Raw genomic sequence first — 15,113 nt, 5'->3', positions numbered from 1 at the left:
GCCCGGCGAGGGTTCGCCCGCGCCGAATGGTGGGTGCAGCGCCGCGCGACCCACACTTTGCCGCGGATCAACCGGGGGTCGCCCGTTCACCCGCGCCGAATGGCGGATGGGTTCGCCCGCGCCGAATGGCGCGCGGGTTCACCCGCGCCGAATGGTGGGTGAAGCGCCGCACGACCCGCACTTCGTCGCGTATCAACCGGGGGTCGCCCGTTCACCCGCGCCGAATGGCCGGTGCAGGGCCGCGCGACCCACACTTTGCCGCGGATCAACCGGGGGTCGCCCGTTCATCCGCGCCGAACGGCGGGTCCCGGCCCGCAGCAACACCGCGAAGGTCAGAGCTGCGTGCGCTTCAGGCGGTACCGGAGTGCCGCGAGCTCGGCATACAGCGGCGCGGGCACCTTGCCGTCGAACGTGCGGTAGAACTCCTCGGTGAGGTCGGCCTCGTGCAGCCACAGCTCGGGGTCGACGGCGAACAGCTCGTCGAGGTCCTCCTGCGGCACGTGGATGCCGTCGAGGTTCAGGTCCTCGGTCAGCGGGAGGCGGCCGATCGGGCTGTCCACAGCGCCGACGGTGCCGTCGATGCGACGGATGATCCAGTCGATCACGCGCGAGTTGTCGCCGAAGCCGGGCCACAGGAACCGCCCGTCCGAGCCCTTGCGGAACCAGTTGACCTGGAAGATCCGCGGAGCGCGATCGAAGCGGAGGGACTGGCCCACCTTGAGCCAGTGGCCGAAGTAGTCGGCCATGTTGTACCCGCAGAACGGCAGCATCGCGAAGGGGTCGCGGCGCAGTTCGCCGACCGTGCCCTCGGCGGCGGCGGTGCGCTCGGACGAGATGTTGGACCCCAGGAAGACGCCGTGCGTCCAGTCGGTGGCCTCGACGACGAGCGGCACGTTCGTCGCGCGGCGGCCGCCGAACAGGATGGCATCCAGGGGCACGCCCTCGGGGGCGTCCCAGTCCTGAGCGATCTGCGGGCACTGCCCCGCGCTCACGGTGAAGCGCGAGTTGGGGTGCGCTGCGGGCGTGCCGGATGCGGGCGTCCAGGGCTTGCCCTCCCAGTCGGTCAGCTCGGCGGGCGCCTCATCCGTGAGGCCCTCCCACCAGACGTCGCCGTCGGGGCGGAGCGCCACGTTCGTGAAGATCGTGTTGCCCCAGAGGGTCTCGACGGCCGTGACGTTCGTGGACTCGCCGGTGCCCGGCGCGACGCCGAAGAAGCCTGCTTCGGGATTGATGGCCCAGAGGCGGCCATCTTCGCCGGGGCGGATCCAGGCGATGTCGTCGCCGAGGGTCTCGACGCGCCAGCCCGGGATCGTGGGGCGGAGCATCGCGAGGTTCGTCTTGCCGCACGCCGACGGGAAGGCGGCGGCCACGTGGTAGGCCTTGCCCTGCGGGTCGATGACGCGGATCAGCAGCATGTGCTCGGCGAGCCACCCCTCGTCCCGCCCGATGACGGAGGCGATGCGCAGCGCGAAGCACTTCTTCGCGAGGATGGCGTTCCCGCCGTAGCCGGAGCCGAACGACCAGACCTCGAGCGTGTCAGGGAAGTGGACGATGTACTTCTCGTCGTTGCAGGGCCAGGCATCGTCCTGCTGACCCGGGGCGAGGGGCGCGCCGACGGAGTGCACGGTCTTGACCCACGGCTTGCCGTCCGCGATCTGCTCGATCACACTCGACCCGACGCGGGTCATGATCCCGATCGACGCGACGGCGTACGCACTGTCGGTCACCTGCACGCCGATGTGCGACAGGGGCCCGCCGACGGCGCCCATCGAGAACGGCACGACGTACATCGTGCGACCGCGCATCGAGCCGGCGAAGAGCGGGGTGATCGTCGCACGGATCTCGTCCGGGGCGACCCAGTTGTTCGTGGGGCCGGCGTCCTCTTCGCGCTCGGAGGCGATGAAGGTGCGACCCTCCGTGCGAGCGACGTCGCTCGGGTGCGAGCGGGCCAGGTAGGAGCCCGGCCGCCACTCGGGGTTGAGTTTGATGAGCTTGCCCTCGTCGACCATCTCGCGCAGGAGCGCCTCGCTCTCGCCGCGGGAGCCATCCACCCAGTGGATGCGGGCCGGCTCGGTCAGCGCGGCGATCTCCTCGACCCAGCCGTACAGCTTCGCCATCCCCTCGCCGGCCAGCTGCGGGCGCTCGCCGAAAACGCCGGTGAGCGCCGCCGGTCGCTGGATCGGGACGGGGCGGGTGGTGAAGATGTCGGCGAGGGCCATGGCGATTCCTTCGAGTCGAGGGACAAGGTCGTCGTTCCTCCACTGTGCCTCGCCCCGCGGAGGTCTTACCGACCCCGAGTGGCGCAAGAATCTGGATTCTTTCGATATATTCAAGGAATGGCGCCCTCCTCCGCATCCTTCGAGCTGTCGACCCTGGGCCACCGCATCCGCCATCACCGGGTCTCCCACGGCTACACGCTGGACGAGCTCGGCGCGATCGTCGGTGTGGCCGGCAGTCAGCTCAGCCTCATCGAGAACGGGAAGCGCGAGCCCAAGCTGTCGCTGCTGCAGGCGATCGCCCGAGCGACGGGGACAGAGGTCTCCGACCTGCTCTCCACCGAGCCGCCGAACCGGCGCGCGGCTCTCGAACTGGAGCTCGACCGCGCGCAGTCCAGCCCCGTCTTCCGCCGGCTCGGCATCCCGCCGGTGCGCGTGACGAAGACGATGTCGGACGAGACGATCGAGACGATCCTGGGCCTGCATCGCGAGCTGCAGCGGCGCGAGCGCGAGGCGATCGCGACCCCCGAGGAGGCGCGTCGCGCCAACACCGAGCTGCGCCTGCTCATGCGCGAGAAGAACAACTACCTCGTCGACATCGAAAAGCTCGCGGAGAAGCAGCTGCGCGCGGCGGGACACGTGTCCGGCGCCCTCACCCACCGCAGCGTGAGCATCATGGCGGAGCAGCTCGGCTTCGAGCTCATCTACGCCGGCGACCTGCCGCACTCCGCCCGGTCGGTCACGGACCTGCAGAACGGTCGCATCTACCTGCCCCCCGCGTCGATCCCGGGCGGGCACGGCCTCCGTTCGATGGCGCTGCAGGCGATGGCGCACCGGCTGCTGGGTCACACACCCCCGACCGACTACGCCGACTTCCTGCAGCAGCGCCTCGAGATCAACTACTACGCGGCCTGCTGCCTCATGCCCGAGACGGCGTCGGTCGCATTCCTCAGCCAGGCCAAGAAGGACCGCAACCTGGCCGTCGAGGATTTCCGCGACGCATTCGGCGTCACCCATGAGGCCGCGGGCATGCGGATGACGAACCTGCTGACCGAGCACTTCGACATCAAGCTGCACTTCCTCCGCGTCGACGGCGCCGGCGCCATCAACCGCGTGTACGAGAACGACGAGCTCCCGCTGCCCATGGACGTCACGGGCGCCGTCGAGGGCCAGATGGTGTGCCGCAAGTTCGCGGCCCGGTCGGCCTTCGGCGAGCAGAACCGGACGACCGAGCACTACCAGTACACCGACACCCCCGCCGGAACCTTCTGGTGCTCGAGCCAGACCGGGTCGACGACGGAGGGCGAGTACTCGATCACGGTGGGCGTGCCGTTCGACGACGCCCGATGGTTCCGCGGACGCGAGACCGCGAAGCGGGCGACCTCGACCTGCCCGGACGAGGCGTGCTGCCGGCGTCCCCCGGCCGATCTGACGGCGCGCTGGGAGGACAAGGCGTGGCCGAGTGCCCGCGTGCACATGCAGATGTTCTCCCCGCTGCCACGCGGGGCCTTCCCCGGCGTGGATGACGGCGAGGTCTACGCCTTCCTCGACCGCCACGCGGAGGGCTGATCCGCCCGCGAGAACCGGCTCACCCGGTGATGAACCGGCGGTAACGATCCAGCGCCGCCGCGACCGCTGCGTCGCTCGCCGCTCCCCGGGCGAACAGCTCCGGCACCGGGTCATCGGCGTGCCGGCCGACGGCCACCGAATGGGTCCACACCCCCACCACCTCGCCGTCGGCGACCAGGATCGGGCGGACGATGCCGTTCATGCTCGGCCCGATCGCGGCGAGGAACTCCGGTGCGCACGGCACCGTGCGGTCGGCGTAGGAGAGGTAGTACTCCTCGAACGGCGGGAGGGCGACGACCTCCGGAAGGCCGGCGGCGCGCCGCGGCGCGGGGCCGGCGACGACGTACTGCGGCTCCCGGTCATCGCTCACGACGCGCAGCCGGTCACCCGCGGCCTCGGCGGCGCGGCGCGCCTCACCGAGCGGCAGCCCCGACCACCACGCGAAGTCGCGCGCGCCGGCCGGGCCGTGCGAGGCGATGAACCGCGCGAAGTACTCGGCGAGCGGATCGGCGGGCGTCGCGGCATCCTGCACCCAGTCCTCGACCAGGACGAAGTACTGCTCCCGCGTGGGACCGCCGGTGCGCGGCACGACCGGCCCCTGACACAGGATGCCGCTCAGCGATAGGGCGACGAGCAGGTGATAGCCGCGCTGGCCGCCCGTGGACACGCCCGCCGCCTCCCAGACCTCGAACAGCTCTTTGCGGGTCAGGCGGTCGCCGCCGCGGAGCGCCGCGCGCGCGGCGACCTCGGCCCGTCGCCGCTCATCGAGGTCGATCCCCTCACGACGGTGCACGGCCGCCGCCTGACGACGCTGACGCTCGGCGGTGATCGACAGGACCCAGCCGAGGTCGCGGCCCGGGATCGCGTGGATGGTGCCGCGCATCGTCCAGGAGCGGACGATCTCCCCCCGGTCGAAGGCCGCATCCACGTCGGACAGGCGCGGCTGCCCGCGCGTGCGGGCGGCGAGCGCCCAGCGACCGCCCCAGAACTCCTGCGCCTGCGTCGCGAGCATGTGCGCCGCCGCCTCGGCGACGGAGGGCGCGGGAGCGCTCAGGCGGTGCGAGCGCAGCCGCTCGGACCGGATGCGGACGACGTCCATGCCGCCATCCTGCCGCGCGGCGGCGACATCCGGCATCCCCCGTCGCGGTCCTCCGCGCCGCTCAGGCGAACGGGTCGGGGGTCAGCGTGTACTTCGTCTGGAGGTACTCGTGGATGCCCTCGGCGCCGCCTTCGCGGCCGAGGCCGGAGAGCTTCCAGCCGCCGAAGGGTGCCGCGGCGTTGGAGACGACGCCGATGTTGAGGCCCATCATCCCGGTCGCGAGGCGCTCGATCATCCGCTGGCCGCGCGTGAGGCTCTCGGTGTAGACGTACGACACCAGGCCGTACTCGGTGTCGTTGGCGATGCGGACGCCCTCGTCCTCGTCGTCGAAGGGGACGATCGCGAGAACGGGTCCGAAGATCTCCTCGCGCAGGATGTCGCTGCCCGGCTGCACGTCCGAGAGCACCGTCGCCTCGTAGAACGAGCCGTCTCCGGGGATCTCCGCACCGCCGGTGCGCAGCGTGGCGCCGCGCTGCACGGCGTCCTGGACGAGCTGGTCCGCCTTCGCGACCGCCTTGTCGTCGATGAGCGGGCCGATCACGACGCCGTCCTCCGTGCCGCGGCCCGAGCGGAAGCCCTGCACCCGCTCGGTGACCCGGCGGGCGAACTCGTCGGCGACGGAGCGGTGCACGATGAAGCGGTTCGCGGCGGTGCAGGCCTGGCCGATGTTGCGGAACTTCGCCGCGATGGCGCCGTCGACGGCCTTGTCGAGGTCGGCGTCGTCGAAGACGACGAAGGGCGCGTTGCCGCCGAGCTCCATCGACGTGCGGAGCACCCCGTGCGCGGCCTGCTCGAGGAGCTTCACGCCGACGGGGGTCGAGCCGGTGAAGGACAGCTTGCGCAGGCGGGGGTCGCGGATGATCGCCTCGGACATGGGGCCGGAGGATGCGGTCGTGACGACGTTGACGACGCCGGCGGGAAGGCCCGCGTCCTCGAGGAGCTTGACGAAGGCGAGGGTCGTGAGCGGCGTCAGCGCGGCCGGCTTGATCACGACGGTGCAGCCGGCGGCGAGCGCGGGCGCGATCTTGCGGGTGGCCATCGCGAGCGGGAAGTTCCACGGCGTGATGAGGAAGCACGGGCCGACCGGGTGCTGCGTGACGATCATGCGGCCGGTGCCCTCGGGGTTCGCGCCGTAGCGCCCCTGGATGCGCGGCGCCTCCTCGCTGAACCAGCGGAGGAACTCGCCGCCGTAGGCGACCTCGCCGCGAGCTTCGGCGAGCGGCTTGCCCATCTCGATCGTCATGAGGAGCGCGAAGTCCTCCTTGCGCTCCTGCAGCAGGTCGAACGCCCGGCGCAGCAGTTCGCCGCGCCGGCGTGCGGGCGTCGCGGCCCACGCATCCTGCGCGGCGACGGCGGCGTCGAGCGCCGCCTTCCCGTCGGCGACCGATGCGCTGGCGATCTCCTTGACCACGGCGCCGGTCGCGGGATCGGACACGGTCAGCGTCGCGCCGCCCTCGGCGGGGCGCCATGCGCCCCCGATGAACAGTCCGTCCGGCACGCTCGCCAGCAGTTCGGTCTCGCGGTTCTCGCTCACGGTGACTCCCTCGTCGATGGGATGCCGTTCCGCATCCAGGTAGATCGTATACGATCCTACGTCGCCCGGGTGGCGTCCGTCGAGCGTCGCCTCACGCGCGCCCCGATGACGCGGCGCGTGCACCCGCGCGGCCCGCCCGTATACTCGGACCGTCCGGCACGGCCTGAGGCCCGCCGGTGCTCGAAAAATGGGCACGCAGCCGTCCCGGCTCGCGTGATGCGACGTCGCATCCGCACGGGACCGGACGCGCGAGACACATACGGCTCCCCGCATCCGTCCTGTCTCCGGAGGTTCTTCCGTGCCCACCGTCTCCGCGCACGTCGCCCACACCCTCGCGCGCCACATCGACCACGTCTTCGGGGTGATGGGCAACGGGAACGCGTACTTCCTCGATGCGCTCGAGCGCTCCACCGACGTCGCGTTCACGGCGATGCGCCACGAGGCGGGCGGTGTCGTCGCCGCCGACACCTATCACCGCGCGGGCGGCGGGCTCGCCGCGGCGACCGCGACGTACGGCGCCGGCTTCACGAACACGCTGACGGCGCTGGCCGAGGCGGTGCAGGCACGCGTGCCCCTGATCCTCGTGGTCGGCGACGAACCGACCTCCGGCCCGCGGCCGTGGGATGTCGATCAGATCGCGCTGGCGTCGGCGGTCGGCGCCCGCACCTACACGGTCGGGCGGGCGGATGCGGCGGCCACCACCGCCATCGCGATCGAGCACGCGCTCAGCTACCGGGTGCCGACCGTGCTGGCGATCCCCTACGACGTCGCGAAGCTCGACGCCGGGCCCGTCCCGGCCGCGCCCAATCCGCGGCTGCCGGCCCCGCTCGCGCCCGCGACGCCGTTCGCGCGCGCTGCCGTCGCCGACCTCGCGCGCGCACTGGCCGGCGCGAAGAAGCCGTTCCTCCTCGCCGGCCACGGCGCGTGGATCTCCGGCGCCGGCGAGGCGCTCGGGGCCCTCGCCGACCTGACCGGCGCCGTGACGGCCTCCACGGCCCTCGGCCGCGGCGTCTTCCCGCGCACCGAGTTCGACCTGGGCGTCACCGGGGGCTTCGGTGCCGAGGGCGCCATGGAGCTCGTCCGCGAGGCCGACGTCGCGGTGATCTTCGGCGCGTCGCTCAACCAGTTCACGATGCGCTTCGGCGACCTCTTCGCGCCGGGCACCCACGTCGTGCAGATCGATACAGCGCCGGCGGCCACCCACGCGCACGTCGGGCGCTTCCTCCGCGCCGACGCCGCCGTCGCCGCCCGTGCGATCGTCGACGCTCTCGTCGAGGGGGGCACGCAATCCAGCGGGTGGCGGGAGAGCATCGAGATCGCGCCGCTGCGCGCCCAGGAGCGCGGCGACGACCTCGCCGACGACGGTCGCCTCGACCCGCGTTCGGTCGCGACGCGGATCGGCGAACTGCTCCCCGCGGACCGCGTCGTCGTCTCCGACGGCGGGCACTTCATCGGCTGGGCGAACATGTACTGGCCCGTGGCGTCACCGGACCGGATGATCATGGTCGGCACGGCGTACCAGTCCATCGGACTCGGGTTCCCGTCGGTGCCGGGCGCCGCGCTCGCCAAGCCGACATCGACCGTCGTGCTCACGACGGGCGACGGCGGCGGGCTCATGGCCCTCGCCGACCTCGAGTCGGCCGTCCGCGTCGCGGGCGGCCGGGGGCTCGCGGTCGTCTGGAACGACGCCGCCTACGGCGCCGAGGTCAACCTGTACGGACTCCAGGGCCTCGCCCGCGAGCCGATGCTCATCCCCGAGGTCGACTTCGCGGGACTCGCCCGCGCCGTCGGCGCGGAGGGCGTCGTCGTGCGGACGCTCGACGACCTCGACGCACTCGCGCGCTGGGCCGAGCTCCCGGCATCCGATCGCCCGTTCCTGATGCTCGACTGCCGCGTCTCGACGTCGGTGGTCGCGCCGTACCAGCAGGAGATCATCCGCGTGAACTCCTGATCGAGCTCCTCCGCCCCGGTCAGACCACTGCGGCGGAGGCGCGGGCGGGGAGCATGCTCTGCGCGAAGAACGCCGCCAGCTCCTCGGTCGCCGACAGCGGCAGCACGTGCGCGACGTACTGGTCCGGGCGGACGACGACGACGGCGCCGCCGCGATCGACCCCGCGGGCCTCGAAGATGTCGTCGGAGGGTTCGGCGGCGTAGATCTTCTCGTAGTCGATGAGCTCGAACGGTCCCACGCGCGGCAGGAAGACGGGCGGGATGTCGCCGACCTCGACCTCGGCGTGGTCCTGCTGATAGATCGCCTTCACGTCGAACACGCTGTCCGGGTCGGTCCCCGCAGGGGTGTACGTGTGCAGCGGCGAGTCCGGCGCCGTCGCGAGCCACTCCGCCCAGGACCGCAGCGCCGTGGCGTCGCGGTCGGCGAAAGCGTAGATGCGCCAGCGTCCGTCCGCGCGCGCGTGGTGGCCGAGGTGCGCGGGGACCGTGTCGGCGATGCGCACGACGGGGTGCGACTTGAACCGCTTGCCGATCGGGAAGCCGGTCGCCAGGTCCTGGTCCACGGCCTCTCCGACGATCATCGACGGCGTGTACTGCGTCATGAATCCCGCGGGGAACTCCGCCGTCGACGTGTAGAACTCCGCGAGCTCCTCGGGGCTGGAGAACTCCTCCGGCTTCTTGGCCATGAGGCTCGACCACTCCTTGTCGAAGTCGATGAGGTTCTGCGCGATGACCTGGCGTTCGGCCGAGTAGGTCTCCAGGAGACTCTCCGGCGCCTGGCCGGTGAGCACGGCGCCGAGCTTCCAGCCGAGGTTGAACCCGTCCTGCATCGACACGTTCATGCCCTGCCCGGCCTTCGCCGAGTGGGTGTGGCAGGCGTCGCCGCAGATGAAGACGTGCGGTGCGTGATCGGCGCCGGGCTCGACGTCGTCGAACTTGTCGGTGACACGGTGCCCGACCTCGTACACCGACCACCACGCGACGTCCTTCACGTCGAGCGTGTACGGCGTGAGGATGTCGTTCGCCTTCGCGATGATCGTGTCCAGCGGAGTCGCACGCACATGGCCGTTGTCCCCCTCGGGCACCTCCCCGAGGTCGACGTACATGCGGAAGAGGTAGCCGCCCTCGCGCGGGATGTGCAGGATGCTCCCGGCCCGCGACGTGATGGCGCACTTCGTGCGGATGTCGGGGAAATCGGTCACGGCGAGGACGTCCATGACGCCCCACGCGTGCTGGGACTGCCCGCCGATGTGCTTGCGCCCGATGGCCTCCCGCACCCGGCTCCGGGCGCCGTCGCAGCCGACGACGTACTTGGCTCGGACCGTCCGCTCCTCGCCGGCGCGCTCGCCCGCGACGTAACGAACGACGACCTCGACGGGGAACTCGCCCTCGCCGACCGTGAGGCCCACGAACTCGATGCCGTAGTCGGGCGTGATGCGAGCGGGAGAGTCGACGGCGACTTCGGCGAAGTAGTCGAGGACCCGCGCCTGGTTCACGATGAGATGGGGGAACTCGCTGATGCCGTGCGGGTCGTCCTCGGCGCGCGCCGTGCGGATGATCTTCGAGGAGTCCGCGGGGTCGGGCGCCCAGAAGTTCATCTCGGTGATCCGGTAGGCCTCCGCGATGATCCGCTGCGCGAACCCGAACGCCTGGAAGGTCTCCACGCTGCGCGCCTGGATCCCGTCGGCCTGGCCGATCGCGAGGCGCCCGTCGCGGCGCTCGATGAGGCGGGTCGTCACGCTGGGGTACTGCGACATCTGGGCGGCGAGGAGCATGCCGGCGGGCCCGGAGCCGACGACGAGCACGTCGATCTCGTCGGGCAGGTCGGCGGGGCGGTCGATCCCGGTGCCGGCGGCGGGACGGAGACGGGGGTCTGCCGAGATGTACCCGTGGTGGTGGAACTGCATCGTCGTCGATCCTTTCCTCGGCTGCGTCGTCGAGGGTTGTGGTTTCGATCGGCGTGTTCTATATTCGAACGCACCGTTCTACTATTGAACAGATCGTATACGACCGCTCGATCCCCCGCAAGGGGCGCTGAGCGAGCGAAAGGATGCCGATGGCCGAACGCAGCACACCCGCGGAGGCGCCGGCATCCCAGACACTGAGCCGCGGCATCCGGATCCTGGAGATCCTCGCCGACGCACGGGAGCCGGTCACGATCGACGAGGTGGCCCGCCGCATCGGCGTGCACCGCTCCATCGCCTATCGCCTCGTGCGGACGCTCGAGGGCCATGCGCTGGTGTCCCGCGACTCGGGCGGGCGGCTGGCGCTGGGCGCGCGGATGGCCGCGCTGGCGGCCGGGGTCGCCCCCGACCTCCAGTCCGAGGCCCTCCCCGAGCTCACCGCGGTCGCCAACGAGCTCGGGATGACGTGCTTCCTCGCGATCCTCGACCGCGACGAGTGCATCACGCTCGCGAGCGTCGAGCCGCGGCACGCGGTCGCGTCGGTCGCGCAGCGTCCCGGCGCGCGGCATCCCATCACGGTCGGCGCCCCCAGCAAGGCCATCCTCTCCACCCTCCCTCCGAGCGAGTGGCCCGTCGAGGTGGACGACCGTCTCCGCGCCGAGATCGCCGAGGCCGCCGACCGCGGCTACGCCACGAGCCACGACGAGGTGATCCCGACGGTGCAGGCGGTCTCCGTGCCGCTGCGCCTGCGCGGCGGGACGCGCCCCGCCGCGATCGCGGTCGTGCACGTGGGCGGCGCCCCCGCCCCGGCCGACATCGCGGCACGCCTGCACCGGTCGGCCACCGCCATCCGCGAGGCCCTCGAGGGCTGAGACGCCGAGGGACCGCGACGCGGGCGGCGTCGCGGTCCCTCGGATCGTCCGCGGTTCAGGCCTTCGCGACCCCGTAGATGGGGCTCTGCGCCTGCTCCTCCTCGTGGTCCGGGCCGAGCGGGATCCCGCTGCGGTCGCGCAGCAGCAGCGTCGCGATGAGCCCGAGGAGCGTCATGCCGACCAGGTACCAGGTGACCGACGCGGTCGTCCCGGTGGCCTGCACGAGAGCGGTCGCGATGGTGGGGGCGAACGCGCCGCCGAGGATCGCGCCGATCGCGTACGAGATCGAGACGCCGGAGAAGCGGATGCTGGCGGGGAAGAGCTCCGCGTAGAGCGCCGCCTGCGGTCCGTAGGTGAAGCCGAGACCGGCCGTGAGGATAACGAGCCCCAGGGTCAGCAGGCCGATGTCGCCGGTGTTGACGAGCGGGAACAGCGCGATGACGCCGACGAGCTGCAGCGCCCAGCCGATGATGTACGTGTTGCGCCGGCCGATCTTGTCACCGGTCCAGCCGGCCAGCCAGGTGAAGACCAGCCACGAGAGGGCGGAGATCGTCACGGCGCCGAGGATGTCGGCGGTGGCGAGGCCCACGGGCCCCTCGGGGTCGGTGGCGTACCGCTGGATGTAGCCGCCCGTCGTCATGTAGCCGGCGGCGTTGTTGCCCGCGAAGACGAAGGCAGCGATGATCACGAGCAGCGCGTGCTTGCGGAAGAGCTGCACGATCGGCATCCGGCTCTTCTCCTTGCGCTCGGCGAGCTCGAGGAAGACGGGGCTCTCCTCGACCTTCCGGCGCACGTAGTAGCCGATGAGGATGAGCACGAAGCTCAGCAGGAACGGCACACGCCAGCCCCACTCGAGGAACGCGTCGCCCGGCGCGATGAGGGCCATGAGGCCCAGCATGCCGCTCGCCAGCAGGAGGCCGAGGGGCACACCGAGCTGCGGGGAGGCGCCGAAGAGGCTGCGCTTGGCCTTGGGTGCGTGCTCGACGGCCATGAGGACGGCGCCGCCCCACTCTCCGCCGGCCGAGATGCCCTGCAGGATGCGGAGGAAGACGAGGAGGATCGGGGCGGCGATGCCGATCGCGGCGTACGTCGGCAGGAGGCCGACGAGCGTCGTCGCGACGCCCATGAGGATGAGGGTCAGCATCAGGACGAGGCGGCGGCCGTAGCGGTCGCCGAGGTGACCGGCCAGGAACGCGCCGAGCGGGCGGAACAGGAAGCTGATGCCGACCGTGAGGAACGACAGGATCTGCCCGAACTCCTTGCCGGCCGGCTCGAAGAACAGCGCCCCGAAGACGAGTCCGGCGGCGGACGCGTAGAGGAAGAAGTCGTACCACTCGACGGTCGTGCCGACGACGGTTGCGAAGACGACGCGGCGGCGGTCACCGTGACTGGCGATCGTGCCGGTCGGGGTGAATCCCTCGGACCGGCGGGAGGATGGGGTTGCACTCATGTGGGATGACTCCTGTGTCAAGGTCGACGACGTCGTCTGTGGTGTGGGCGACCGAGCGGTGCTTGCCTCGGTCGTGCCGATCATATACGATTTCGAATACGACGCAAGAGCGAGGGAGCTCATGACCACCGAGAACGACACCCGACCGGATGCCGCGGACCCGCGTTACGCCGCGCTCCCGGCTCGCCCCGGGAAGATCATCGCGGTGCATCTGAGCTACGTCTCCCGCGCCGATCAGCGCGGTCGGCGACCGGCGGCACCGTCGTACTTCTTCAAGTCATCCAGCTCGGTCGCCGCCTCCGGCGGCACCGTCGAGCGTCCCGCCGGCACCGAGCTGCTGGCCTTCGAGGGCGAGATCGCCCTCATCATCGGGACCCCGGCCAAGCGCGTCGCCGCCGCAGAGGCCTGGAGTCACGTCGGCTGGGTGACCGCCGCGAACGACCTCGGCCTCTACGACCTGCGCGCGAACGACAAGGGCTCGAACGTGCGCTCCAAGGGCGGCGACGGGTTCACCCCCCTCGGCCCCGACCTCATCGACGCGCGCACCGTGGATCCCGCCGCCCTCCGCGTGCGCACGTGGGTCAACGGCCGCCTCGTCCAGGACGACGACACCGCCGGCCTCCTCTTCCCGCTCGCGCAGTTCGTCGCCGACCTCTCCCAGCACTTCACCCTCGAGACCGGCGACGTCATCCTCACCGGCACCCCGGCCGGCTCGTCGGTCATCGTCCCCGGCGACGTCGTCGAGGTGGAGGTCGACTCCCCCGCGACGGCCGCGACCTCCGGACGGCTCGTCACGACGGTGACGCAGGGCGAGGGCCCCGCGTTCGACGCCGACCTGGGCTCGCTCCCCGCCGTCGACGACACGCAGCGCGAAGAGGCCTGGGGATCGCGCGAGGCGGCGGGCCTGCCCGCCGCGGCGCCCGCGCTCTCGGCCGAGCTCCGCGCCAAGCTGGAGCGCACGCCCGTCGCCGGACTGTCGCAGCAGCTGCGCAAGCGCGGGCTCGACAACGTCACGATCGACGGCGTCCGCGGCAACCATCCCGACCGGAAGATCATCGGCACCGCGAAGACGCTGCGCTTCGTCCCGAACCGCGAAGACCTCTTCGACAGCCACGGCGGCGGCTACAACGCGCAGAAGCGCGCGTTCGACGCGGTGCAGGAGGGCGAGGTCATCGTCATCGAGGCCCGCGGAGAGACCGGCTCGGGCACCCTCGGCGATGTCCTCGCCATCCGTGCGCACGCGCAGCGCGCCGCCGGCATCGTCACCGACGGCGGTGTGCGGGATGCCGGCGCCGTCGCCGCCGTCGGCATCCCGGTCTACTCCTCCGGCGCGCACCCGGCGGTCCTCGGCCGCAAGCACGTGCCGTGGGACCTCGACGTCACGATCGCGTGCGGCGGCACCACGGTGCAGCCCGGCGACATCATCGTCGGCGACGCGGACGGCGTCATCGTCATCCCGCCCGCGCTGGCCGAGGAGGTCGCCGACGCCGCCCTCGCCCAGGAGGACGAGGACGCCTGGATCGCCGAGCAGGTCGCCGCGGGTCACCCCGTGCACGGCCTGTTCCCGATGAACGCCGAGTGGCGCGCCCGCTTCGAGGCCCGGGAGGAGAACCGATGACCGAGACGACGCAGGCGTCGCAGAGCAAGTCGCAGCGCGCCTACGACTGGATCCGGGCCCGGATCGCGGGGCAGGAGTTCACACCGGGCTACCGCCTCGTGCTGGGCACCATCGCGAACGAGCTCGACATGAGCGTCGTCCCCGTGCGGGAGGCGATCCGCCAGCTCGAAGCCGAGGGACTCGTGACGTTCGAGCGGAACGTCGGCGCCCACGTGTCCATGGTCGACGACTCCCAGTATCGCTTCAGCATGCAGGCCCTCTCGATCCTCGAGGGCACCGCGACCGCCCTGGCATCGCGCCGCCTCACGGCGGACGACATCCGCAGCGCGCGGCAGATCAACGAGCGCATGATCGCGCGACTCGAGGACTTCGATCCGCGCGCCTTCACGGCCCTGAACCAGCAGTTCCACGCGATCCTGTTCGCCAAGTGCGCGAACCCCCGCATGCTCGAGCTCGTCGACGCGGAGTGGGCGCGACTCGGGCATCTGCGCGACTCGACGTTCAGCTTCGTCCCCGGCCGCGCGCAGGAGTCCGTGCGCGAGCACGAGAACATCCTGCAGCTCATCGAGACGGGCGCGCCCCTCGGCGAGATCGAGAAGGCCGCCCGCCGACACCGCTCGGCGACCCTCGACGCCTACCTCATCCACGAGCACCCCGACGAGACCCTCGGTCTCCCGGCCTTCTGATCCCGTCCCTGGAGGTAACCCCATGACCGACACCACCGCCCCCGCCCTGGACCGGCGCCACGTCCCCGCCGACCTGCCTGCGCGCATCCAGCACTACATCGACGGGCAGTTCGTCGACTCGGTGGACGGCGACACGTTCGATGTGCTCGAGCCGGTCTCCAACGAGGTCTACGTGCAGGCCGCCGCCGGCAAGAAGGCCGACGTCGAGCTCGCGG

The 15,113-nt window shown here is 71.5% G+C and carries 10 protein-coding genes and 1 pseudogene; 6 read left to right on the top strand and 5 right to left on the bottom strand.

Features of this window, described 5'->3' with window-relative positions; genetic code table 11:
- Positions 1-332: 332 nt before the first annotated feature.
- Positions 333-2,219: a phosphoenolpyruvate carboxykinase (GTP) gene (locus QZL85_RS12555; protein ID WP_295577212.1), complete on the bottom strand. Its 1,887-nt coding sequence runs from the start codon at positions 2,217-2,219 to the stop codon at positions 333-335.
- Between the two features lie 117 nt (positions 2,220-2,336).
- On the opposite strand from QZL85_RS12555, the gene QZL85_RS12550 reads away from it, so the two are divergent.
- A complete protein-coding gene (locus QZL85_RS12550) occupies positions 2,337-3,785 on the top strand; it encodes an XRE family transcriptional regulator (protein ID WP_295577210.1) in 1,449 nt (482 codons plus the stop codon).
- A 19-nt stretch (positions 3,786-3,804) separates the two neighbouring features.
- Here the strand turns inward: QZL85_RS12550 and QZL85_RS12545 are convergent, their stop codons facing one another.
- Positions 3,805-4,884, bottom strand: a complete 1,080-nt coding sequence (locus QZL85_RS12545) for a winged helix DNA-binding domain-containing protein (RefSeq protein ID WP_295577209.1) — start codon at positions 4,882-4,884, stop codon at positions 3,805-3,807.
- Positions 4,885-4,945: 61 nt separating this feature from the next.
- Positions 4,946-6,418, bottom strand: coding sequence for an NAD-dependent succinate-semialdehyde dehydrogenase (locus tag QZL85_RS12540; protein ID WP_295577208.1), 1,473 nt, complete (start codon positions 6,416-6,418; stop codon positions 4,946-4,948).
- Between the two features lie 298 nt (positions 6,419-6,716).
- Between QZL85_RS12540 and QZL85_RS12535 the strand changes: the two genes are divergently transcribed.
- The gene (locus QZL85_RS12535; protein ID WP_295577207.1) at positions 6,717-8,369 is read left to right on the top strand and encodes a thiamine pyrophosphate-binding protein; all 1,653 of its coding nucleotides are present in this window, start codon (positions 6,717-6,719) and stop codon (positions 8,367-8,369) included.
- A gap of 19 nt (positions 8,370-8,388) precedes the next feature.
- Here QZL85_RS12535 and QZL85_RS12530 read toward each other — a convergent pair whose 3' ends face one another.
- A complete protein-coding gene (locus tag QZL85_RS12530) occupies positions 8,389-10,275 on the bottom strand; it encodes an FAD-binding monooxygenase (RefSeq protein ID WP_295577206.1) in 1,887 nt (628 codons plus the stop codon).
- A gap of 149 nt (positions 10,276-10,424) precedes the next feature.
- Between QZL85_RS12530 and QZL85_RS12525 the strand changes: the two genes are divergently transcribed.
- A complete protein-coding gene (locus QZL85_RS12525) occupies positions 10,425-11,144 on the top strand; it encodes an IclR family transcriptional regulator (protein WP_295577205.1) in 720 nt (239 codons plus the stop codon).
- Between the two features lie 55 nt (positions 11,145-11,199).
- Here QZL85_RS12525 and QZL85_RS12520 read toward each other — a convergent pair whose 3' ends face one another.
- Positions 11,200-12,594 carry an MFS transporter gene (locus QZL85_RS12520; RefSeq protein ID WP_295577204.1) on the bottom strand — a complete coding sequence of 465 codons (1,395 nt, stop codon included), beginning with the start codon at positions 12,592-12,594 and terminating at the stop codon, positions 11,200-11,202.
- 121 nt (positions 12,595-12,715) lie between these two features.
- Here QZL85_RS12520 and QZL85_RS12515 point away from each other — a divergent pair, with 121 nt between their 5' ends.
- The 3 genes and pseudogenes from QZL85_RS12515 to QZL85_RS12505 all read left to right on the top strand — a co-directional run.
- A complete protein-coding gene (locus QZL85_RS12515) occupies positions 12,716-14,212 on the top strand; it encodes a fumarylacetoacetate hydrolase family protein (protein ID WP_295577203.1) in 1,497 nt (498 codons plus the stop codon).
- Positions 14,209-14,898 (top strand): GntR family transcriptional regulator, encoded by a 690-nt coding sequence (locus tag QZL85_RS12510; RefSeq protein ID WP_295577202.1) that lies wholly within the window; start codon positions 14,209-14,211, stop codon positions 14,896-14,898. Before QZL85_RS12515 ends, QZL85_RS12510 begins: the two co-directional genes overlap by 4 nt.
- A 22-nt stretch (positions 14,899-14,920) precedes the next feature.
- Positions 14,921-15,113 (top strand): annotated as a pseudogene (locus QZL85_RS12505) (5-carboxymethyl-2-hydroxymuconate semialdehyde dehydrogenase); the annotation flags it as partial.

The organism is uncultured Microbacterium sp. (genome assembly GCF_900078385.1).
GTDB lineage: Bacteria > Actinomycetota > Actinomycetes > Actinomycetales > Microbacteriaceae > Microbacterium.
Note: the sequence above shows the minus strand (reverse complement) of the source record. Positions and strands in the feature narration are given on the sequence as shown.

Bases quoted from the DNA above. Each gene is read 5' to 3' on its own strand.
- QZL85_RS12555 (WP_295577212.1), bottom strand. From the start codon at position 2,219: ATGGCCCTCGCCGACATCTTCACCACCCGCCCCGTCCCGATCCAGCGA.
- QZL85_RS12550 (WP_295577210.1), top strand. From the start codon at position 2,337: ATGGCGCCCTCCTCCGCATCCTTCGAGCTGTCGACCCTGGGCCACCGC.
- QZL85_RS12545 (WP_295577209.1), bottom strand. From the start codon at position 4,884: ATGGACGTCGTCCGCATCCGGTCCGAGCGGCTGCGCTCGCACCGCCTG.
- QZL85_RS12530 (WP_295577206.1), bottom strand. From the start codon at position 10,275: ATGCAGTTCCACCACCACGGGTACATCTCGGCAGACCCCCGTCTCCGT.
- QZL85_RS12525 (WP_295577205.1), top strand. From the start codon at position 10,425: ATGGCCGAACGCAGCACACCCGCGGAGGCGCCGGCATCCCAGACACTG.
- QZL85_RS12520 (WP_295577204.1), bottom strand. From the start codon at position 12,594: ATGAGTGCAACCCCATCCTCCCGCCGGTCCGAGGGATTCACCCCGACC.
- QZL85_RS12515 (WP_295577203.1), top strand. From the start codon at position 12,716: ATGACCACCGAGAACGACACCCGACCGGATGCCGCGGACCCGCGTTAC.
- QZL85_RS12510 (WP_295577202.1), top strand. From the start codon at position 14,209: ATGACCGAGACGACGCAGGCGTCGCAGAGCAAGTCGCAGCGCGCCTAC.